At 73.5% G+C, this 20,935-nt stretch carries 16 protein-coding genes and 1 riboswitch; of the genes, 7 read left to right on the top strand and 9 right to left on the bottom strand.

From position 1 onward, the window contains the following. Window positions 1–9: 9 nt before the first annotated feature. Genes FXF68_RS15765 through FXF68_RS15780 form a run of 4 tightly spaced genes read left to right on the top strand, consistent with a single transcriptional unit; the run spans window position 10 to window position 6,270 of the window. Entirely contained in the window at window positions 10–2,388 is a 2,379-nt protein-coding gene (locus tag FXF68_RS15765; RefSeq protein WP_148759826.1) for a protein kinase domain-containing protein, read from the top strand. After that, window positions 2,385–3,524, top strand: a complete 1,140-nt coding sequence (locus FXF68_RS15770; protein ID WP_148759828.1) for a response regulator receiver protein — start codon at window positions 2,385–2,387, stop codon at window positions 3,522–3,524. The genes FXF68_RS15765 and FXF68_RS15770 overlap by 4 nt, the downstream gene beginning before the upstream one ends. A 59-nt stretch (window positions 3,525–3,583) precedes the next feature. Then, on the top strand, window positions 3,584–5,512 hold the full coding sequence (locus FXF68_RS15775; RefSeq protein ID WP_148759830.1) for an AAA family ATPase: 1,929 nt from the start codon (window positions 3,584–3,586) through the stop codon (window positions 5,510–5,512). Next, window positions 5,509–6,270, top strand: coding sequence for a 4Fe-4S single cluster domain-containing protein (locus FXF68_RS15780; RefSeq protein ID WP_246178725.1), 762 nt, complete (start codon window positions 5,509–5,511; stop codon window positions 6,268–6,270). Before FXF68_RS15775 ends, FXF68_RS15780 begins: the two co-directional genes overlap by 4 nt. On the opposite strand, the gene FXF68_RS42375 is transcribed toward FXF68_RS15780, so the two are convergent. Beyond that, window positions 6,174–7,172, bottom strand: a complete 999-nt coding sequence (locus tag FXF68_RS42375) for a hypothetical protein (protein WP_187437947.1) — start codon at window positions 7,170–7,172, stop codon at window positions 6,174–6,176. The two genes, FXF68_RS15780 and FXF68_RS42375, sit on opposite strands and share 97 nt — an antisense overlap. On the opposite strand from FXF68_RS42375, the gene FXF68_RS42380 reads away from it, so the two are divergent. Then, complete coding sequence (locus FXF68_RS42380; protein WP_148351211.1) at window positions 7,161–7,631, top strand: FHA domain-containing protein; 471 nt, start codon at window positions 7,161–7,163, stop codon at window positions 7,629–7,631. The two genes, FXF68_RS42375 and FXF68_RS42380, sit on opposite strands and share 12 nt — an antisense overlap. Before the next feature lie 69 nt (window positions 7,632–7,700). Here FXF68_RS42380 and typA read toward each other — a convergent pair whose 3' ends face one another. Then, window positions 7,701–9,554: a translational GTPase TypA gene (gene typA, locus FXF68_RS15790; protein WP_148759834.1), complete on the bottom strand. Its 1,854-nt coding sequence runs from the start codon at window positions 9,552–9,554 to the stop codon at window positions 7,701–7,703. 229 nt (window positions 9,555–9,783) lie between these two features. After that, window positions 9,784–9,932: riboswitch (cyclic di-AMP (ydaO/yuaA leader) on the top strand. Window positions 9,933–9,939: 7 nt separating this feature from the next. On the opposite strand from typA, the gene FXF68_RS15795 reads away from it, so the two are divergent. Continuing rightward, window positions 9,940–10,950: a C40 family peptidase gene (locus FXF68_RS15795; protein ID WP_148759836.1), complete on the top strand. Its 1,011-nt coding sequence runs from the start codon at window positions 9,940–9,942 to the stop codon at window positions 10,948–10,950. A 66-nt stretch (window positions 10,951–11,016) separates the two neighbouring features. Here the strand turns inward: FXF68_RS15795 and FXF68_RS15800 are convergent, their stop codons facing one another. The 3 genes from FXF68_RS15800 to FXF68_RS15810 form a co-directional block, all read right to left on the bottom strand. Continuing rightward, entirely contained in the window at window positions 11,017–11,442 is a 426-nt protein-coding gene (locus FXF68_RS15800; protein WP_246178726.1) for a (deoxy)nucleoside triphosphate pyrophosphohydrolase, read from the bottom strand. Further along, window positions 11,439–12,266, bottom strand: a complete 828-nt coding sequence (locus tag FXF68_RS15805; protein WP_148760768.1) for a Mut7-C RNAse domain-containing protein — start codon at window positions 12,264–12,266, stop codon at window positions 11,439–11,441. Before FXF68_RS15805 ends, FXF68_RS15800 begins: the two co-directional genes overlap by 4 nt. 73 nt (window positions 12,267–12,339) lie before the next feature. Continuing rightward, complete coding sequence (locus FXF68_RS15810; RefSeq protein WP_148759838.1) at window positions 12,340–13,641, bottom strand: amidohydrolase family protein; 1,302 nt, start codon at window positions 13,639–13,641, stop codon at window positions 12,340–12,342. A gap of 61 nt (window positions 13,642–13,702) precedes the next feature. On the opposite strand from FXF68_RS15810, the gene FXF68_RS15815 reads away from it, so the two are divergent. Next, window positions 13,703–14,227: a MarR family winged helix-turn-helix transcriptional regulator gene (locus FXF68_RS15815; protein ID WP_148759840.1), complete on the top strand. Its 525-nt coding sequence runs from the start codon at window positions 13,703–13,705 to the stop codon at window positions 14,225–14,227. Between the two features lie 12 nt (window positions 14,228–14,239). On the opposite strand, the gene FXF68_RS15820 is transcribed toward FXF68_RS15815, so the two are convergent. From FXF68_RS15820 to FXF68_RS15835, 4 genes are read right to left on the bottom strand one after another with little or no spacing between them, the layout of a single operon-like run. Beyond that, window positions 14,240–15,289, bottom strand: a complete 1,050-nt coding sequence (locus FXF68_RS15820) for a C40 family peptidase (RefSeq protein ID WP_148759842.1) — start codon at window positions 15,287–15,289, stop codon at window positions 14,240–14,242. Continuing rightward, window positions 15,286–15,927: a hypothetical protein gene (locus FXF68_RS15825; RefSeq protein WP_148759844.1), complete on the bottom strand. Its 642-nt coding sequence runs from the start codon at window positions 15,925–15,927 to the stop codon at window positions 15,286–15,288. The genes FXF68_RS15820 and FXF68_RS15825 overlap by 4 nt, the downstream gene beginning before the upstream one ends. After that, window positions 15,927–18,419, bottom strand: coding sequence for a type IV secretion system protein (locus FXF68_RS44465; RefSeq protein WP_148759846.1), 2,493 nt, complete (start codon window positions 18,417–18,419; stop codon window positions 15,927–15,929). Before FXF68_RS44465 ends, FXF68_RS15825 begins: the two co-directional genes overlap by 1 nt. Continuing rightward, entirely contained in the window at window positions 18,416–20,905 is a 2,490-nt protein-coding gene (locus tag FXF68_RS15835) for an ATP-binding protein (protein WP_246178727.1), read from the bottom strand. Before FXF68_RS15835 ends, FXF68_RS44465 begins: the two co-directional genes overlap by 4 nt. Between the last annotated feature and the right edge of the window lie 30 nt (window positions 20,906–20,935).

A 20,935-nucleotide genomic window follows, 5' to 3' on the forward strand; every position in this document is an offset into this window, starting at 1 on the left:
GCTGCGCGCGTGGGCGAGTTCGACGAACCGGACCCCGGAACGCCCCGGGAGACCCGGCGGGACGACGGGACGCGCCGCGACCGGCGGGTGCCCGGACCGCGTCCGGCCGCCGAGACGCGGCGGGAAGGCGCGCCGCCGGTCGGCGGTTCGCTGCTGCGGCTCCCGGCGGTGCTCGGCGAGCGCTTCGAGGCGGTCGCGGAGCTGCCGGTGCAGGGCGCCGAGTCGGACCTGCTGCTGGTCCGCGACGAGCACGGCGACGAGTACGTCGCGAAGATCTTCCGGCGGGGCTACCGCGCGGACCGGGACGTGTGGGCGAAGCTCCCCACGCTCGACTCCCCGCACGTCCTGCGGATCCTGGAGACCGGCCACGCGGACGGCCGCGACTACGAGGTTGCCGCCTACGCCCCCGACGGCAACCTGCGGTCGCTGATGGGCGGGGGCCCGCTCCCGGTCGCGACGGCGACGGAGATCGCGGCGCAGCTCGCGGAGGGCCTGACGGCACTGCACCGGGCGGGCATCGTCCACCGCGACCTCAAGCCGGAGAACGTGCTCGTCCTGCGGGCGGAGCCGGTGCAGCTGGCCATCGCGGACTTCGGGCTGAGCAAGGTGCTCGACCAGAGCGTCGTGTTCGCGTCGTCGTCGCGGACGCTGGCCTACGCGGCGCCGGAGTCGCTGTCCGGGCAGGTGTCCCCGGCGCGTGACTGGTGGTCGCTGGGGATGATCGTCCGGGAGCTGGCGACGGGGCGCCCGCCCTTCCAGGGGCTGAGCGAGACCGTGGTGGTCGACCATCTGGCGACGCGCCCGGTGTCGGCGGACGACGTCGGCGACCCGCGGCTGCGCCTGCTGTGCCGTGGCCTGCTGGCCCGCGACCCGCGCCGCAGGTGGACGGGCGCGCAGGTCAGGGAGTGGCTGGACGGCGGCGCCCCGGCCGTCGCCGAGGAGGAGGCGCCGCCCGGCGCGGACCTCGTCTTCAAGGGCGCCCGGTTCACCCGCCGCGACGAGCTGGCCCGCGTCCTCGTCGCGGACTGGGACGACGCCGCGCGGCACTTCTTCGAGCGCGGCGAGTCCGGCCCGGCCGGGCGGAGCCTGCGCGAATGGCTGGAGCGGCTGCCCGCCGAACACGGCGGCGACGGCCGCGCCGAGCTGCTCGACGAGCGGCTCGTGTCGCCGCTGCCGCCCGACGTGAAGCTGCTGCACCTCGTCCGCTGGCTCGACCCGGAGCTGCCGCCGCACTACCTGGGCCGCCGGTTGGCGGTCGAGGACCTGCCGAACCTGGCCGTCCTCGCCGCCGACCGCCGCCATCCCGACCACCGCCTCGCCTGCCGCATCGGACGCGACTTGTGGGAGCGCGGCCTGCTGCGGATCCTCGCCGGGTTCGAGGGCGGACGCGAGCTGTCCCGCGTCGACGACCAGTGGCGCGCCCACGCGACGACCTGGACGGAGCTGGCCCGCTGGCTGCGGGCGCAGGACGCGACGCCCGCCGGGCTCGCCGCGCGCCTGCCGCACGCCGCGACCGACGACCCGCCCACCGTCCTGCTCACCCTGCTGGCGCTCGCCGCGCGTCCAGCCGAGACGCAGGCGCGGCTGGCGGAGAGCGCGGCGCGGGCCCGCGCGTCCGTCGCCGACCCGCCGCCGTGGTTCACCTGGATGGCGGACGGCGCGGGCGACGACCCGCTCCGGCTGCTCGCCCTGTCGCTGGCGGCGCCGGAGGCCGTCCTGGAGGCGGAGGCGCGGGCGCGCGACCGGCTCGCCGCCGCGCGCCAGGAGGAGGAACTCCGCGCCCGGTGGGCCGAACGCGAGCGGCTGCGGCTCGCCGGGACCAACTCCGCGATGACCCGCGCCGTCCTCTGGACGCTCCCGCTCCTGCTGTTCTGGCTGCTCGGAAGCTGGATCGCGGACGGCCTGTTCGGCGGCGACGACTCGGGGACCAGCTCGGTCGGCGGGTCGTCGAACAGGTCCGGGATGCCGTTCGCCGTGCTGGTCGCGGCGTCGGTGCTCGTGTGGGCGGTGCAGTGCGGCAGCGAGGTCGCGCTCGCGCGCAGGCAGGGCGCCGACTACCTCCCGCACGGCCCGTGGTCGTTCTTCGCGAAGGCCGTCGCGGCGGGCGGACGGGTACTGTCCGGGGTGTCGCGGGCGTCTCAGTCGATGTCGGGCGCGGCGCGGCGGACCGGGCGTCCCGGCTGCGGCCTCCTGCTGATCGCGGGGATCGTGCCGCTGCTGCTCGTCCTGCTGCTGCTCGGCGCGATGACCCCGATCGGGTCGCTGCTGTGGCTGCTCGCGATGGCGGCCGCCGCGTTCGCGCACGCGGTCACGGCGGGCATGCGGCTGCACCGGTGGCGGGAGTCCAGGAGACCGGGCGGGAACGAGATCGGCGGAGGGAAGCTTTGAGCAGCGGTGTCGAGGCCGAGATCGTGCTGGACGCGGCGGTGGTGCTCACCCTGGGCATGAACCGCGTCCTCGGGCGCGGCGCGGGGCTGGCGGGGCGGGGCGCGGACGCGCTCGCCGCGCTGGCCGAGGGCCGCGCCGAGGCGCGGGCGGCGGCGCTCGCCGAGGTCCGCTCGCAGGAGCGGGCGCTGCGCGAGGTCGTGGCGCGCAACGCGCGCATCGCGGCGCTCGCCGAGACCCGCGCCAAGCTCGGCGCGGACGTGCCGCTGCCCGAGCGGCTGATGCCGGACGAGCGTCCGGCCGCGGAGCTGACCGCCTGGTGCGCCGCCACCGACCCCCTCCTGGACGAGGCCGAGCGCCGCCTGTCGGAGCACCTCGCGGCCGAGGTCAGCGCGGAGATCTTCGACGTCCCGGCCGAGGCGCTGCGCGCCGACGTGCAGCAAGAGGCGACACGGGAGGCGAGCCGCGCGGACGACCAAGGCGCCGTCCAGTCGAACCTCGAACGGATCATGGGGCGGCTGCTCCCGGACGCGTCCGAGGAGGAGCGGCAGGCCGTCGCGGCGGCGGCGCGGCTGCTCGCCGGGGCGGGGACGCCGGAGGAGGCGGAGGCCGTCCTCCAGGAGGTGCGGCTGCGGATCCAGGACGCGAACGGCCGCACCGAGCGCCGCCGCGAGGACGAGCGCCGCCGCGCCGCCGAGCGCGACGCCGCCGAGCAGGCCGCGGCCGAGCGCCGGTACGTGCTCGACTCGATCACCGCCGCGTTCGAGGACATGGGCTACGAGGTCCAGGCCGGGTTCGAGACGCTGACCGCGGACGACGGCACGGTCACGCTGACGAAGGGCGCGTGGCCCGACCACAGCGTGCGGATGCGGGTGGACGACGCCGCGCACGTGCGGGCGTCGATGGTGCGGGAGCGTCCGGCCGAGAGCGAGGACGACCGGCGGGTGGACGTCGAGCGCGAGGAGGAGTGGTGCGCCGAGTTCGAGGCCGCCCGCGCCCGCCTGCGGGACGTCGGCATCGGCTCCGAGGTGGCGTGGCGGCTCGACCCGGGGGTCCGCGAGCTGCCGGTCTCGGCGGGGTCACGGCAGACTAGGGCCCGTGCGGGGCAACGCGAACGCGGCCGGGAGCGTCACAAGTGAGCGATCTCTCGCGGGAGGCGCGGCGGAAGGCACGACGGGGAGCATGACGGGGAGTGCGCATGGGCATTGAATCGCCGACGCTCGGCGGCCGCCTGCAGGGCTGGCCGCCGTTCATCCGCGAGCTGGACGCGACGCTCTCGGTGCACTCCCAGTACGTCCTGTCCGGCAACCTGTACGACAGCTTCCTCGCGCCGCCGCTGGACGGCGTCGGGCCCGCCCGGCTGCTGCCGCTGCGGGCGCTGCTGTGGGAGACGCTGCGGTCCAGCGGCGCGTCCTTCATGGTGGTCTACGACCCGGTGGACGGGTTGCAGATCATCCCGGACGCGGGCGACCCGGACGTCGGCGACGAAGGGATCCGCGCCGCCGAGCGGCTGCTCGGCAAGGTGAAGACGGACGACAAGCCGTCCCTGGAGGCGCTGGCCCGGCACCTGGCGGCGCTGACGCGGCCGGAGGAGAACGTCCGCGCCGCGTTCGTGATCGACTCGGCGTCCCGGATCGCGCGGACCCCGACCGACCTGGAGCCCGGCGAGCGCGACTTCTTCCGGTTCTGCGCGAAGCTGTCGCGCAGCGCGCGCCCGGTCCGGGTGACGGGCCCGCGGCCGAAGCCCCTGTACAACCCGGTCGTGTGGCTGGTGGAGCGGCCCGGCGACCTGCCGCCCTGGCTGACCACCGACAACGAGAACATCCGCGAGATCACGATCCCGCGCCCGCACCTCGGCGACCGGCAGGAGACGGCCCGGCTGCTCGCCCGCGCGTTCGGGGTGACCGACGTCGGCGCGGACGAGACCGCCGCCGCGGCCTGCGACGCGTTCGCCGAGCAGGCCGACGGCCTCACCCTCCAGTCGATGATCGAGGTGACCCGGCTCGCGAAGGAGCGCAGCGTCGACCTGCCCGACCTGCCGGACGCCGTCCGCACCTACAAGCTCGGCGTGCTCGACAACCCGTGGAGCCGCGGCCATCTGCGCCGCCGGGTGCTGGAGGGCGAGAAGCGCGTCCCGGAGCGGGTGATCGGGCAGCCGCAGGCCGTCACGAAGACGCTCGACATCCTCAAGCGGGCGGTGCTCGGGCTGTCCGGGGCGCAGGCGACGCGGTCGGGCAGCCGCCCGCGCGGCGTGCTGTTCTTCGCGGGCCCGACCGGCACCGGCAAGACGGAGCTGGCGAAGGCGATCACCGAGCTGGTGTTCGGCGACGAGTCCGCCTACCTGCGCTTCGACATGAGCGAGTTCTCCGGGGAGGGCTCCGGCGACCGGCTGATCGGGTCGCCGCCCGGATACGTCGGCCACGAGGCGGGCGGCGAGCTGACCAACGCCGTCCGCGAGGACCCGTTCCGCGTCATCCTGTTCGACGAGATCGAGAAGGCGCACCCGCGCATCCTCGACAAGTTCCTCCAGATCCTGGAGGACGGGCGGCTCACCGACGGGCGCGGGAACACCGTCCACTTCTCCGAGTCGATCCTGATCTTCACGTCGAACCTCGGCATGTACGTGCCGGGACGCGACCTCACCACGCGCGACTCGTTCCCGCAGGCCCCGCACGCGTCGCCGAACCGTGTGCAGAACATCACACCCGGGATGACCTACGACGAGGTCGAGCAGCGCATCAAGGGCGCCGTCGCCGACCATTTCACCGAGGTGCTGAACCGTCCCGAACTGCTCAACCGGTTCGGCGACAACATCGTCGTGTTCGACTTCATCTCGGACGAGGCCGCGCAGAAGATATTCGACCTCCAGTTCGCCAACATCTGCCGCCGCGTCACCGACGAGCACCGGCTCCGCCTCACCGTGAAGGGCGAGGCGCTCACGACGCTCCGCGCCTGGTGCACCGAGGAACTGGACAAGGGCGGACGCGGCATCGGAATGGCGCTGGAGTCGGTCTTCGTCAACCCGTTGGCGCGGGCGCTGTTCGACCGGGAACTGACGCCGGACGAGGAGATCACGGTGACCGGCATCCGGCGCGAGGGCAGCATCGTCCATCTGGACATCCAGTGACCTCCGGCGCCGGGCCCGCCGGGCCGGACGCCCGCGACCCGGCGGGGGCGGCGCTGCTGCTGGCGAAGGCGCACTACCCGGTGACCACACTCGGCCCCGGCACCCGCGCGGGCGTCTGGACGCAGGGCTGCACGCTGCACTGCAACGGCTGCCTCTCCAGGGACACGTGGGACGCCGACCAGGGAAAGGCCGTCCCCGTCGAGGCCGTTCTCGGGTGGCTGAAATCCCTCCCCGGCCCGGTCGACGGTGTCACGATCTCCGGAGGCGAACCGTTCCAGCAGCCGGCGGCGCTGGCCGCGTTGCTGCGCGGGATACACGCGTGGCGGGACGGCCCCGACCGTGAGACGATGACATTGGACATATTGGTCTACAGCGGATATGTGTACTCTCGGCTGTCCCGCACCCGTGAGGCGCGCGAGATCCTGGACATGTGCGACGCCGTGATCGCGGGGCCGTACGTCGACCGGCTCAACCCGGGGGGGCGACACTCCGAGGGAGGCTCTCTACTCTGGAGGGGATCGGCCAACCAGCGAGTCGTGCCGCTCTCCCCGCTGGGACGGGAACGGTACGGAGCACTGGCCGGCGACGGGAAGACTGGAGAAGCTACAGGGCCCCGAGTACAGGTGTCCGTGGACGAAGGGCCGGAGGGAAGGCGGGTGTACTACATCGGGATCCCGCGAAGGGGTGACATGGAGCACCTCACGTCGAGGCTCGACCGCGCCGGGGTGCGCTCGGGGGATGTGTCATGGCGACCTTGAACTGTCCTGTCTGTGACGAGCCGTTCCAGCCGGGCGATCTTCTCTGCATGAGCTGCGGGGCCAACCTGGCGCGCGCCGGCGGGGCCCAGCGGCAGGCGCCGGGCGGGTACGACGACCCGCAGCGGGGCTACCCGCCGCCGCAGGGCCAGGGGCAGCAGCGGCAGGGCGGCCAGCCGTACGGCGGGCCGCAGCAGCAGGGCGGCCAACCCCAGTACGGCCAGCCGCAGCAGCAGGACCCGTGGGGCGCGCCGCAGCGCCAGGCACCCCAGCACCAGGCCCCCCAGCACCAGGCGCCGCAGCAGAGCCAGCCCGGTTCGGGGCAGTCGTCCGACCCGTGGGGCCAGCCGCAGCAGCAGCAGGACCCGTGGGGCCAGCCGCCCGTGCCCCAGCAGGGCGCGCCCCAGCAGCAGGCTCCCGACCAGCACGGACAGCCTCAGCACGGACAGCCTCAGCACGGGCAACCGCAGCACGGGCAGCAGCCCCAGTACGGCCAGCCGCAGCAGCACGGCGGCCAGCCCGGCGGGCAGCAGCCGCCCGGCGACCCGTGGGGCCAGCCGCAGCAGCAACAGCAGCGGGACCCGTGGGGCCAGCCGCAGCAGCAGGCGCCGATGGCCGACCCCTATCCGCAGCCCGACCAGCAGTACCCGTCGCAGCAGGACCAGTACCAGCAGCCGCGCGATCAGCACTACGGGCAGCCGCCCCAGGACCAGTACGGCGGCGGCGCGCCCCAGCGCGACCAGTTCGGCGCGCCTCAGCAGGATCAGTTCGGCGCCCCCCAGCAGGACCAGTACGGTCCGCCGCCGCAGGACCAGTTCGGCGGCGGCGCCCCGCAGCCGGGGCCAGGCGACCACCAGTTCGGTCCGCCGCCGCAGCAGCACGGCCAGCCGCCGATGCCGCCGCACGGCCGCGAGGCGACCCTGCTCCCGGCCGACCACAACCAGCCCCGCCAGCCCGACAGCACGGCGTTCATGTGCCCGTACTGCGAGGCGGTGCTGTCCAACCCGGGCGCCGCGCAGTGCGACTCGTGCCTGCGTCCGCTGCCGCAGAAGGGCACGCCCGTCCTGCGGGTGCAGTTCCCGACGGGCGAGCTGAAGGTGTCCGTCGGCCAGCACCTCGTGCTCGGACGGGACGCGGGCCAGTCCCCCGTCGCGTCCACGTTCACGCAGTACGACAACGTGTCGCGGCGCCACTCGACGGTGTGGCTCGACCCGTCCGGGACGGCGTGGGTCCGCGACGAGGGCTCCACGAACGGCACGTTCGTCAACGGCGAGCGCCTCCCCCGCGGCGTGGAGGCCCCGCTCCGCGACGGCGACCAGCTCCGCCTGGCCGCCGACGTCACCGGGACCGTCCAGCTCAACTAAAGCCCACGACAAGACGAAAGGGGCGGCCCGCGGAATCCGCGGGCCGCCCCTTTCGGCTCGTTCAGCGGGTCATCCGGCGCGCTTGGAGCGGGCGCGCATGCGCTCGCGCTCCTTGGCGTCCAGCACGACCTTGCGGATGCGGACGTTGCCCGGCGTGACCTCGACGCACTCGTCCTCGCGGCAGAACTCCAGGGCCTCCTCCAGGGAGAGGAGCCGCGGCGGGGTGAGCCGCTCCAGCTCGTCGCCCGTGGACGACCGCATGTTCGTGAGCTTCTTCTCCTTGGTGATGTTGACGTCCATGTCGTCGGACCGGGAGTTCTCCCCGACGATCATGCCCTCGTACACCTCGGTGGTCGGCCCGACGAAGAACGTGCCGCGGTCCTGGAGGTTCGTGATCGCGTAGCCGGTGGCGGCGCCCGCGCGGTCGGCGACGAGCGAGCCGGACGGCCGCGTCCGCAGCTCGCCGAACCACGGCTCGTACCCCTCGAACACGTGGTGCGCCATGCCGGTGCCGCGCGTCTCGGTCATGAACTCGGTGCGGAACCCGATCAGGCCGCGCGCCGGGACGAGGAACTCCATCCGGATCCAGCCGGTGCCGTGGTTCGTCATCTGCTCCATGCGGCCCTTGCGGACGGCGAGGAGCTGCGTGACGGCGCCGAGGTGCTCCTCGGGGATGTCGACGGTGAGCCGCTCGACCGGCTCGTGCTTCTTCCCGTCGATCGTCTTCGCGACGACCTGCGGCTTGCCGACGGTCAGCTCGTAGCCCTCGCGGCGCATGTTCTCGACCAGGATCGCGAGGGCCAGCTCGCCGCGGCCCTGCACCTCCCAGGCGTCCGGACGCTCGGTCGGCAGCACCCTGATCGACACGTTGCCGACGAGCTCCCGGTCGAGCCGGTCCTTGACCATGCGGGCGGTGACCTTGGTGCCCTTCTCGCGTCCCGCCATCGGACCGGTGTTGGTGCCGATCGTCATGGAGATCGCGGGCTCGTCCACGGTGATCAGCGGGAGCGGGCGCGGGTCGTCCGGGTCGGCGATGGTGTCGCCGATCATGATGTCGGGGATGCCGGAGATCGCGATGATGTCGCCCGGCCCCGCCGCCTCGGCGGGCTTGCGGGCGAGCGCGTCCGTCATCAGCAGCTCGGTGATCTTGACGCGCTCGACGCTGCCGTCGTGCCGGAACCAGGCGACCTGCTGGCCCTTCTTGATCGTCCCGGCGTGCACGCGGCAGAGCGCGATCCGGCCGAGGTAGCTGGACGCGTCCAGGTTCGTGACGTGCGCCTGGAGCGGCGCGTCCGGGTCGTAGGACGGCGCCGGGATCGTCTCGGTGATGACCTTGAACAGCGGTTCCAGGTCTTCGCTGCCCGGCATCTCGCCGTCGGCGGGCTTGTCGAGCGAGGCGCGGCCGGCGCGGCCGGAGGCGTACACGATCGGGAAGTCGATCTGCTCCTCGTCGGCGTCGAGGTCCATGAACAGCTCGTACGTCTCGTCGACGACCTCGTCGATGCGGGCGTCCGGGCGGTCGGTCTTGTTGACCACGAGGATCACCGGGAGCTTCGCCTCGAGCGCCTTGCGCAGGACGAACCGGGTCTGCGGGAGGGGGCCCTCGCTGGCGTCCACCAGCAGGACGACGCCGTCCACCATGGACAGCCCGCGCTCGACCTCGCCGCCGAAGTCGGCGTGGCCCGGCGTGTCGATGATGTTGATGGTCAGCCCGTTGTGCCGGACGGCGGTGTTCTTCGCGAGGATCGTGATCCCCTTCTCGCGCTCCAGGTCGTTGGAGTCGAGCACCCGGTCGTCGACGTCCTGGTTCTCGCGGAAGGCGCCGGACTGCCAGAGCATGGCGTCGACCAGCGTCGTCTTGCCGTGGTCGACGTGGGCGACGATCGCGACGTTCCGAAGGTCGTCGCGCGTGGAAATGGGCATGCGGGTTCGCCTTGCGTGAGAGTTCGGGATTCACCGCAAACGGCGGCAGCCACCTATTCTACTTCCCCGCGCGCGCGACCCGCCCCGGCGGACGAGCCGCGCGGCCGTCCGGCGCCGGCCCGCGCGGGCGTCCGGACCGGCCCGCGGCGGCGGGGCCGATTCGCCAACTTTGCCGATCCTTTGTAATCTGCCCGAGATCCGGCCGTCCGGAGTCCCACCCCCCGGGGCTGCGGCCGGAGCGCCGAATCTCCCGTACGCCGGGAGAACCGGGGACCCAACCCCCCGGGGTGAATCGGCGCGCCCCGCGAGGGCGCGCCGTAGGGCGACTCCTGGCCCGAACCCGTCAGCTAACCCGGTAGGCGCGCGAGGAGAGGAGAACACCGGTTTGACACCGGCTCCGCATCGGCGGCGGCTCACGCCCGCCGCCACCGCCGCACTGCTCGTCATCGGCCTCGGCGCCGCCGCTCCCGTCGCCGCCCACGCCGCGCCCGTGGCCGCGCTCACCGCCGCCGCGACCCCGAGCCCCACGCCGACGACGGAGCAGGGGCTCCGCAAGAGCCTCGACGCGCTGAACGAAGAGGCCGAGATCCTCACCGAGAAGTACAACAAGACCCGCGTCGACCTGGGCAAGGCGATGCAGGCGCAGCGCGCCGCCGCCGCCGAGGCCGCGCGGCTGCGGGCCGCCGCCGCGCCCGCCCGGGAACGGCTCGGGCAGCTGGCCGCGGCGAACTACATGACCGGCGCGCCCGACGCGATCTTCGGTTCGAGCGGCTCCCCGGACGGCCTGTCCGACCGCGCCTACCTCGCGCAGAACCAGGCCGCGGCCGTGCAGGCGCTGCAGAAGCAGATCGGCCAGGCCGAGTCGGCGCAGCGGTCGGCTGAGGCCAAGACCGCGCAGGTCAAGAAGGCGGCCGAGGACGCCAAGCAGGCCCGCGCCGCCGCCCGCGGCAAGGTCGCCGAGGTGATGAAGCGGCTCGACAAGCTGTCCACCACGCACGTCCGCGACCCGCACACCGGCCTGAGCGCGACCGTCAAGGGCTCGGGACTGCCCGCGAAGATGGCCCGCAAGGCGCTCACCAAGATCGGCTCGCCGTACGTGTGGGCCGCCGCCGGACCGAGCGGCTTCGACTGCTCCGGCCTCGTCGTCTGGGCCTACACCCAGGTCGGCAAGCCCGGCCTGCCGCACTACACCGGCGACCTGTTCGCGCTGGGGACCAAGGTCTCGCGGAGCGAGCTGCGCTCCGGCGACCTCGTGTACTTCGGCGGCAGCCTGCACCACATGGGGATCTACCTCGGCGACGGCAAGTTCCTGCACGCACCGCAGACCGGCGATGTGGTGAAGATCTCCAAACTGTCCGACCGGTCCGACTTCGCGGGCGCCAACCGCATCTCCTGAGCGGACGCGGGCGTCATCGAGGGATGAGACGTCGGGGGCTTCCTGCGGCGCGGCAGGAAGCCCCCGTCACTCTCCCTGTCCCGAGGCGACGCCGAGGCCGTAGGCGGCGGCGTCGGCCGCGAGGACGTCGATCACCGGGCGGTCGCCCGGGAGCCAGTCGACCTCGTACAGCTCGGCGAGCGCCAGCCAGCGCAGCGCGAGGTGCTCCAGGGCGCGCGGCTCGCCCTCGACGAGACGGGCCGTCCACACCCTGAGGAGGGCGCGGTCGCTGAGCCGCCAGTCGCCGCCGACCCGGCGCTCCAGCCGCACCTTGACCGCCAGCTCCTCGTGGCACTCGCGGACCAGCGCGTCCTCGTCGGACTCCCCCGGGTCGACCTTGCCGCCCGGCAGCTCCCAGCCGCCCGCCATGTGCGGCGGCTCGGCCCGCTGCGCGGTCAGCAGCCGCCCGCCGGAGACGATCGCCGCGCCCACGACGACGATCACGGCGGTCACCGCCCGGCCCCGGACGCGGTTCCGGCGGCGGACGCGGCGGCGGCTTCGGACGCGGCGGCGTAGGCGCGGGCCTCGCGGACGATCCGCTCCAGGTGGTCGCCGTGCGCGCCGCGCCAGTAGATCTTGCCGCAGTCCGAGCAGCGGCCGTAGACGTCGTAGCTGCGGCGGGTGCCCGCCTGGAGGGCGCTCTCGATCTCCTCCTTGGCGACCGGGACGAGCTCCCCGTTGCACGCCGTGCACCGCGTCCACGGGCGCTGGACCGGGGCGAACCGGTCGAGCAGGTCGCGCAGCTGGTCGTCCGGTCGGGAGCCGCGCACGTACGCGCCGAACCACAGCGCCCGGCGGCGCAGCAGCCCGCGGTCCTGGGTGAGGAGGACGCGGCGCTCCTCGTTCGCCTGGACGACGAGCGCCGGGTCGTCCATGTCGTTGTGGTAAGCGGTGTCGAGGCCGAGCAGGCGCATCCGGCGGGCGAGCGTGCCGAGGTGGACGTCGAGCAGGAAGCGCGGCGCGACCTGCCCCGGCTCCAGCGGGACGGCCTGCGGCCGCGGCACCGCCGCCACCCCCACCTCGTCGCCCGGCGCCGGACGGGTGGACGGCCCCGCGGGCTCGCCGCCGACGGTCATCGGACCGGCCTCCGGCAGCGGGACGCCGAGCGACTCCACCAGATGCCCCAGCGTGGACGTGCCGTCGCAGGCCACGCGGTTCACCGGCGCGCGGCGGACGGCGGGCAGGAACATCAGCAGTTCGTCGGCCACCCGAATGGTGATCTCCGGCTCTGTGGTCGTCTGTGACTCCTTGGTGTCGGGCTCCACGCGGATCAGCATGCCACGCCGGTCCGTCATTCCCCTTCGCATTATCCGTCCGCCACGCGTCCGGCGGCGGAACCCCGGCGCGGCGTCAGCCGGAGGTCAAGCGTCGGGCCGACTCCGCCAGCGTGGCGAGCAGGGCCGGGACGTCCTGCCCCAGCAGCGTCCCGCCGCGCTTCACCACCCGGCCGCCGACGAGGACCGTGTCCACATTGCGGACGTCCGCCGACAGGACGACGGCGGCGATCGGGTCGTGCGCCGCCGCGAGACCCAGCGTGTCGGTGCGCAGGACGAGCACGTCCGCCTGCTTGCCCGGCGCCAGCGACCCCGTGACGTCCGCGAGCCCGATCGCCTCCGCGCCCTCGATCGTGGCCATCCGCAGCACGTCGGCGGCGGTGAGGCCGAGCCCGGCGCCGCCGGGACGCCCCCGCTCCAGGACGTAGGCGGCCCGCATGATCGAGAACATGTCGCCGGGGCCACACGAGACGACGTCGGCGCCGAGGCCGGTGGGGAGACCCGCGTCGCGGGCCCGCCCGGTGGGCGGCGGGCCGATGTCCAGCACGGCCTCGACGGCGGGGGTGGCGGAGACCGTCCCGCCGTGGGCGGCGAGGCGCTTGAACTGGTCGCCGGTGTAGTGGTTCGCGTGGACGTAGGACACCGGCCGGTCCCAGAGGCCGTGGGCGTCGAGGAACGCCAGGCCGCGGGCGGCGCTCTCCGGCCCGAAGCCGCCCATGTGCACGGTGATCGGCAGGTCCAGGTCGCGCGCCAGCCGCCATTCGCGCAGCGCCCGCTCCTCGCCCGCGATCTCGGGGCCGAGCGCGGCCATGGCCATGGAGACCGTCCCTCCGGAACCGCCCGGGCCGTCGAAGTGGGTGCGGCGGACGCGGGCGGTCTCGGCGGCGAACGCGTCGAGGTCCTCGCCGCCGCCGTGGCAGTAGCCGAACACGGCCCGGACGCCCGAGTCGCGCAGGGCCGCGACGCTCGCCTCGGTGTGGCCGGGCCCGAGCTGGATGTTCGACCAGTCGACCAGCGTCGTGACGCCCGAGTCGAGGCACTCCAGGGCGCCGGCGAGCGTCCCGGCGAACACGTCGTCCGGACGGTACCGGGGCGCCAGCTCGCCGAGGATCCGCCGCAGGTAGTCGGGCAGCGTCGCGTCGGGCAGGATCGCGCGGATGCCCGCCTGCCAGACGTGCCGGTGCGTGTCGACGAACCCCGGCAGGACGAGGCCGCCGGTCGCGTCGAGCACGTCGGCGTCCGGCGGGGCGTCGAGGCCGGGGCCGACGGCGGCGATCAGGCCGTCCCGGACGAGCACGTCGGCGTGTCCGAGCACGGTGGGGACGGGGTCGGTGTCGATCACGAGCCCGTTCCGGAGCAGCAGCATTGACGTCGTCATACGACAAAGCTTAGAAACAAGCTTTTTAGAAAGCAATGGGGCGAGCGAGTATTCTCGGCGGGTGCGAGCAAACGACGGCGGACCACGGGACGACATCGACGCGGTCGCCGAGACCTGGCGGCGGGACGGGCTCCCCGAGCCGCTCATCGCGATGCTGGAGGTCGGCAAGCGGGCCGGGCGGATCACCATGCTCCTCCAGCAGGCCCTCCGCGCCGACCTCGCCGAACTCGGCCTCACCTACGCCGAGTTCGAGGTGCTGACCGTCCTGCGGCGGGAGGGCGAGCCGTACCGGCTGCGGCCGAGCGAGCTGACCCGGTCCGCATTCCTCACCTCCGGCGGGACGAGCAACGTGCTCCAGCGGCTGCAGAAGGCGGGCTACGTCGAGCGGGAGGCCAACGCCGGGGACGCGCGCAGCCGGTTCGTCCAGCTCACCCCGGTCGGGCTGCGGGTCACCGAGCGCGCCCTCGCCGCGTCCGCCGACGCGCACGAGGAGGTCATGGCGGGTGTCCCGGCGGGCGACGTCCGGGGCGCCGCCGACGCGCTCCGCGACCTCCTGCTCGTCATCGGCAGGCGCCGCTACCGCTAGCCCGCCCGGCCGTCAGCCGGCCAGCGCGTCGACCTTCTTCTGGACGTCGGGACGCGCCAGGGGCCGCGTCACCCCCACCCAGTCGGGCCGCTTGTACGTCTTCACCCCGATCGCCGGGACGCACGTCGAGCAGCTCGCCACGATCATCTTGCCGTTGCCGATCACCATGCCGACATGGCCGGGGCTGTTCGAGGACGTCCCCGGACCGGAGTTAAAGAACACCAGGTCACCGGGCAGTTCCTTGCCCTTGCCGACCTTCACGCCGTACGGCCACTGCTCGAACGTCGTGCGCGGGATGGCGAGGCCCGCCGACCGGTACGCGGCCTGGATGAGGCTGGAGCAGTCCCAGGCGTCGGGGCCGTTCGCGCCGAACACGTACGGCTTGCCGCGCTGCGCCATCGCGAACGTGATGATCTTCTTCACGAGCTCCGAGGCGTTCTGCGGGAGGTCGTTGTCGGCGCAGTCGATGCCGTTCGCCTGGACGACCTTGAAGTCGCCGCCGACGTACTTCTCCGCCCAGTCCAGGACGAGGTTCACGTACTCCCAGGAATGGTTGTACTGGAAGATCGCGGTCCGCATCCGCTGCGGGGCGCCGTTGTGCTTGAGGTAGGCGGCGGCGGTCGGGATGGCGTCCGCCGGGTCGTAGCGGTCCTTGCGTCCGTCCTTGTTGCCGTCGACCGCGAACGACTTCCACGTCGCGGCGAGGAACTGCATCGGGCCGCCCGCGCCCGCGTAGTTCTCGCCGCTCTTGACGCCCGGGAGCGTGGACGTGCCGTGCCCCGTCTCGACCTTCCCGATCCCGGCGAGGACGTTCCACGGTATGCCGTACGCGCGCCCCGCGCCCTTATAAAGGTCCAGGTAGTTGGCCGGGATGGCCTTCGCGTCGTTCGCGGCGGCGGGCTGCGCGCCGGCGCCGGAGGTGTCGACGCAGCCGCCGCCGCCCGCCATGCCGCCGCCGAACATGAACCGGCTCGTCCCGAACAGGACCGGGACGATCAGCAGCGCGGCGAACGCGGTCGCGGCGAGGCAGAGCGCACCGGCGATCAGCAGCCGCCGGTTCATCCCGTGTCACCCGCCTGCCCCGCGTCGGCGGGCTGGAACGAGTAGACCTTGAGGGAGTTGCCGTCGCGGGCGACCGTCACGGCGTACCGCTTGCTGTCGCTGCTGGTCCTGCCGCCCTTGGTGACCTGCTGCCGTCCGGTCACCACGAAGATGATCGAGTTGTCGGCGATGTCGCGGACCTGGTCGATGCTCGCCGAGCCCTGCGCGACGACCTGCTCGCGGCGCCGCTCCTCCAGGATGCCGGGGGTGGACGCGTCGCGGGCGAGCTGCGGGCCGAGGTCGCCGCTGGTGAGGGCGGTCAGGCGGGCGGCGTAGGTCTCGGGGGGCTCGTCGAAGCGGTACGTCCCGTACGCGGCGACGAACCGTCCGGCCAGGTCGGCGGCGGTGGCGAACTCCTCGCGGGAGAACGGCAGCAGCCGGTAGACGTCGAAGGAGTTCGGATCGACCGCGCCCTGGATCCCGGGCGGCGGGGACGCGGGGCCCGTCGCGGTCGCCGTCGCGGTCGGACGCGGGCGCGCGTCCGGGTCGCCGGAGTCGTCGTCGCCGGGACCGGCCACGGTCAGGTAGACGCCGATGGCCGCGAGCACCACGACGAGCCCCCCGAACAGCAGCCTGCGCTGGCGTTCGTTCAGGTTCATCACTCGTCCCGGTCGACCGGACGCAGCCAGAACGGGATGGGCGGGCTCTCCTCGGAGCCGCGCCGGCCCCACAGGGGCGGCGGCGTCTGCCCGCCGCCGGGGCCGCTGCGCGGCGGGGTGCCGCCGCCCGCCGTTCCGCGCTGGCGCGGGATGTTCGGCTCGGGCTCCGACCCGCCGCCGCTCCCGCCTCCGCCGCTGTTGCCTCCGCCGCCGCCGCTGTTACCTCCGCCGCCGCCGCTGTTACCGCCGCCGCCGCTGTTACCGCCGCCGGGGCGGGCGCGGCCGCGCTCCGCCGCGCCGGACGAGCGTCCGCCGAACCAGCCGCCGCCCCCGCCGTTCCCGGAGCCGTTGCCGCCGCCCGAGCTACCACCGGAGCCGCCCGACCTGCCCGAACCGCCGGAGCTGCCGGAGCCGCCTGAGCTGCCCCCGGAGCCGCCGTTACCCCCGCTGACGCCGCCGCTGGTGCCGCCGTTGGTGCCGCCGCGTCCGGACCAGGACGTCGGCCGGACGGTCCCGCCGCCCGTGCCCGTGGACGGCTTCCCGCCGCCCGGCCGCGCGCCGACCGGCTCGCCCGCGCCGCCGCCACCGCTCACACCGCCGCCGACACCGCCGCTCACACCGCTGCCACTGCCGCCGTCCTTGCTGCGCTCGCCGAGCGCCCGCGAAGGAAGGTTCAGCGGCGGCGCGCCGCGCCGGGACCGGCCGTGCGCGGCGGCGGATCCGCCGCGCGGCCTCGCCGCGAGGACGGGCGCGTCCTCCGGCGACTGGCCCTCGCCCGTCCCGGTGACCGCGGCCCGCCGGTCGGACGCGACCGCGGCGGTGGCGGGCGAGGTGTCCCGCTGCGCGCCGGGCGCGACGGCCTCGGACGCCGCCTCCCGCTTCGCCCAGCGGACGAGCCCGGCCCCCGGCACCGCGGACGCGACGCCCATCGTGCTCCGGCGCGCCTCCGTGACGGACCGGTTGAGCTGCGCCTCGCTCTTCTCCCGCGAGCCGATCGCCGAGTAGCCGACGGCGGAGAACAGGTGCTGGAACGGCTTGCGGTAGATGAACGCCGCGAACGTCACCAGCGCGATGAGCAGGATCTGCAGCCCCCACGGCAGCGTCTCGCTGAGGATCAGCCCGTACGCCCACAGCAGCAGCGACAGCACGCCGATCAGCGCGGCCTGCTTGAGCAGCATCGACAGCAGCAGTTCCAGCCAGCGGACGGCGATCACCCGGCCGATGCCGGGATGGATGCCGATCCCGAGGAAGATCGGCCCCGCCACGAGCAGGAGCAGGAACGCGATCTTCACGACGATCAGCGCGATCGCGATGACCAGGATCAGCACCCCCGCGACCAGCGCGGCGAGCAGCCCGCCGAACGCGACGGCCAGCCGGTTCTCCCAGTTCTTGCCCTGGTAGAGCGGATACGTCCCCGGATGCTCTTCCTTGATGTTCTTCGAGACGTCCTTGTACGCGTCGGCCTTCTTACCGAGGTTGGCCTGGTTCGCGCCGTACGTCTCCGGCAGGTCGACGGCCTGCGCCCAGAGCAGCTTGTCGGCGTTGTCCTTGACGACCTTGGCGTTGGGGTCGGTCGTCCCGAACTCGCCTTGCAGCCACGGCTTGCACACCAGCGCGACCCACAGCCGGTTCGCGTTGCGGGACGTCGCGTCCAGGTTCTGCGACGCGGCCGGGTCGGGCTTGCCGCCGGGCGCCGGTATGCACACTCCACCCGTCGTGCCGCTCTGCGGCAACGCCGCGTTGAACGCGGCGCTCGTCGCCTCCGACGTCTTCGTCCCGAGCGTGGTGAAGTCGGACGGACGCGCGATCAGCCAGACCAGCGCGACCATCGCGACGACCATCCAGACGACGCCCTCGGTGACCTTGCTCGCCCGCTTCCGGACGAGCCCCCACCACGCCAGCCACATCGCGCCGAGGATGACCACCCACGACCAGTAGCGGGCGTTGAACGTCTTGCCCATGTCGGTGATGACGCCGTCGACGGTGCTCTTCAGCCAGCCGAGCAGCGACTCGGACGCGGCCGCCTGGTACACGCTGATCGTCGTCCGGTCGATGGCGCGGACGGCGGTGAACACCGTGTTGGCGAGGCCGTTGCCCATCAGCGCCATGGCGTCCGAGCAGCCCATGTCGACCGCGTACCAGGTCTGCCCGGCCGTCCCGTAGCGGTCGTAGTAGGTGAGCTGCTCGACCGGCGTCTTCCTCAGCTCCTGGTTCGGGTAGTCGGGCGGCTTGATCAGGCCGTCCGTCCCCGACCCGTACTGCTCGGGCGCCGGGTTGTCGGCCGGTTTGCAGACGTCGTTGGGGCTGGGGAAGATCGGGTTGGCGCTGGCCATCGGCGACAGCCCGACCATCAGCACGACCGCCGCCAGCATCACCAGCACCGGCTGGCGCGCGCGGCGCAGCCGCCGGCGCCGCGGCGAGGCGAGCACGGAACGGTCGAGACCTTGGCCGGGCGAGCGCTGCAGGCGCGCCATCCGGTCGCGGGTTCTCATCTGCCGACCTCCTCGACCTCTGCCCCCGCGACGGTCAGTTCGGACGAGCCCGGTCTCGACCGGGTGGGGTTGGTGTCCAGCCAACGCTGCAGTTCCTCGGAGATCAGGTCGACGCCGATGCGCCCCGCTCGGCCGTCGAGGTCACGGAAGATGCACTCGCCGTTGCCGAGGTTGCGCAGCACGGCCTTGTGCTCGTCGGACGCCTCCACACCGAGCAGCGACATCACGTTGCCGACCTCGACCCGCTCGGTGGAGCGGAAGGAGAACACCGACGACAGGCAGTTGGTGACCTGCTCGTTCAGCAGGTCACCCGCGTTCTGGGAGACGAGGATCAGCGCGGTGTTGCGGGACCGTCCCATCCGCGACACCTCGGGGATCAGCTTCGCGCCCTCCGGCGTGGACGTGATCGCCCACGCCTCGTCCAGGAAGATGGCCTTCGGTAGGCGCCGGTCGAGCCCGTGCATGAGCCGCCGCGCGAACTGCGACACCAGGTACATCAGCGCGACGGACAGCCGCTGCTCGTAGGAGTAGTCCTCGCGGGAGATCGCGACGTCCGGGAGGGTGAGCCCGCCGAGGGTGAACACGGTCGTCCAGCCCTCGGTGTCGATGCGCTCGCCGCCGGACGGGTCGAAGCACAGCCGCGCGAGCCGCATCTCCGACATCGACCGCAGCACCGCGCCGAGGTTCTTGGACGCCGGGTCGTCGGACGCCTCAAGGTGGTCGACGACCCGGCCGAGCGAGGGCCGCTCGGCGTTCGCGACCGCGCCGACCGCCTGGATCATCGCGGACTCGCGCTCCTCCGACATCCGCGGCAGCAGCAGCCGCAGCGTCTCGGTCGCCATCGTCTTCATCGTGGCGAGGTCGTCGCCGAACGAGAACGGGTCGAGCAGGCCGGGCGCGGCGGAGCCGAGCGGCAGGATGCGCGCCCTGCGCCCGCGCGCCTTCAGCAGCTCCACCAGCGACTCGGCGTCGCCCTTCGGGTCGATCGCCGCGACCGTCACGCCGCGCAGCGCCATCTGGTAGATCAGCAGCAGCGCGAGGGTCGTCTTGCCGCCGCCCGGCTCGCCGGTGATCGCGACCGCGGTGGGACGGTTCCGCGCCGCCGCGACCAGCGGGTCGAAGTGCACGATCGAGCGGGCCCGGCCGAGCGTCTCGCCGACGTACGGGCCGATCCAGCCCTCGTCGTTCTCGTCCGGGCGGTCGCCGAGGTCGACGGTCGCGACCGGCATGCCGCCCGCGATCGTCCGCAGCGGCTGGCGCTGCGCGTACGCGTTCAGCCTGATCTGGTCGCCGGGCAGCGACTCCAGGAACAGGGAGAACTGGTCGCCGGTGGAGTTGACGACGTCGATGCCGATGTCGCGGTAGTGCTCGACGACCGCGTCCACCCGCTGGGCGAGCAGCTCCTCCGTCGGGGCCGACACGATCAGCCGGTGCCAGCCGTACACGAACGGCAGGCGCTCCTTCGTGATGCCGTGCTCCAGCATCCGCGCCGCGTCGATCTGCTCCGCGAGCGCGATCGGCGCCTCCGCGCCCGCCTCCCGGATGTGCTGGTCCATGTCGCGGGCGTGCGCGAGCTTGCGCGAGACGTCCTTGGACGCCTTCGCGGGAGGGATCAGCTTCATCCGCGCGCTGATCTCCACCGGGAACGGCAGGGCGTCGGCGTAGTGGAACCAGGGCTCGCCGTCCGGGAAGGGCATCATGTCGGGGAACCGGGCGAACGACAGGTACGCGACGTAGGACGCGGCCGTCGCGCCGCCGCCCGCGCCGGTGAAGTTCGGCTGCTCGATCCGCAGGTAGGAGCGGCCGTTGTGGATCGCTCCCTCGACCAGCGACTCGATCTCGCCCTTGCCCCACGTGCGGCGCGACACGGCGGACGGCGGCGGGTCGGCCAGCGACCCCGTCACCGCGTGCTGGAACAGCCACGCCACCTCGGTGGAGGTGGCGTGCCGCGCGTAGAGGGCGGACCCGCCGAGGGCGCGGCCGATGCGCTCGGCCTGCTCCGTCCAGCGGGCGATCTCCTTCTTGTCGATCGCGTCGTCGACGACGCCGAGGACCTTCTCGCTCCGCTTGTAGAACCCGAGGAGCTGCGACAGCACCCCGCCGGACAGGTGCGCGCCCATCCCGCGCGGCCCGAGCCTCACCCCGAGGTAGACCTCCTTGGTCCAGAAGTCCTTGGCCCACACGTGGGCGTAGGTCTCCTCCAGGTACTCGCGCCAGCCGGAGCCGCCGTCGGACGTCCGGTCGAGGGCCAGCGCCCAGTCGGCGGCCGGGTACGTCCGGTGCGCGATCCGCAGGTGGACCTCGGCGTCCTGCATCCGGATGCCCGCGAGCGCGATCGTGATGTTGGTGGCGAGCGCCTCGCGCTCCTCACCCGTCGTGAACTCGTACGACACGGTCGGCAGGCGGAAGTACGCCCAGGCGGCGTTGTCGGTGAGGAGGACGCGGTCGTCGAAGTACCGCACCGCCAGTCGGCTCGACTTGCTCACGCGCCCCTCCCAACCCCGGTCCATTGTCCC

This window comes from Actinomadura decatromicini, from assembly GCF_008121305.1.
Classification (GTDB): domain Bacteria; phylum Actinomycetota; class Actinomycetes; order Streptosporangiales; family Streptosporangiaceae; genus Spirillospora; species Spirillospora syzygii.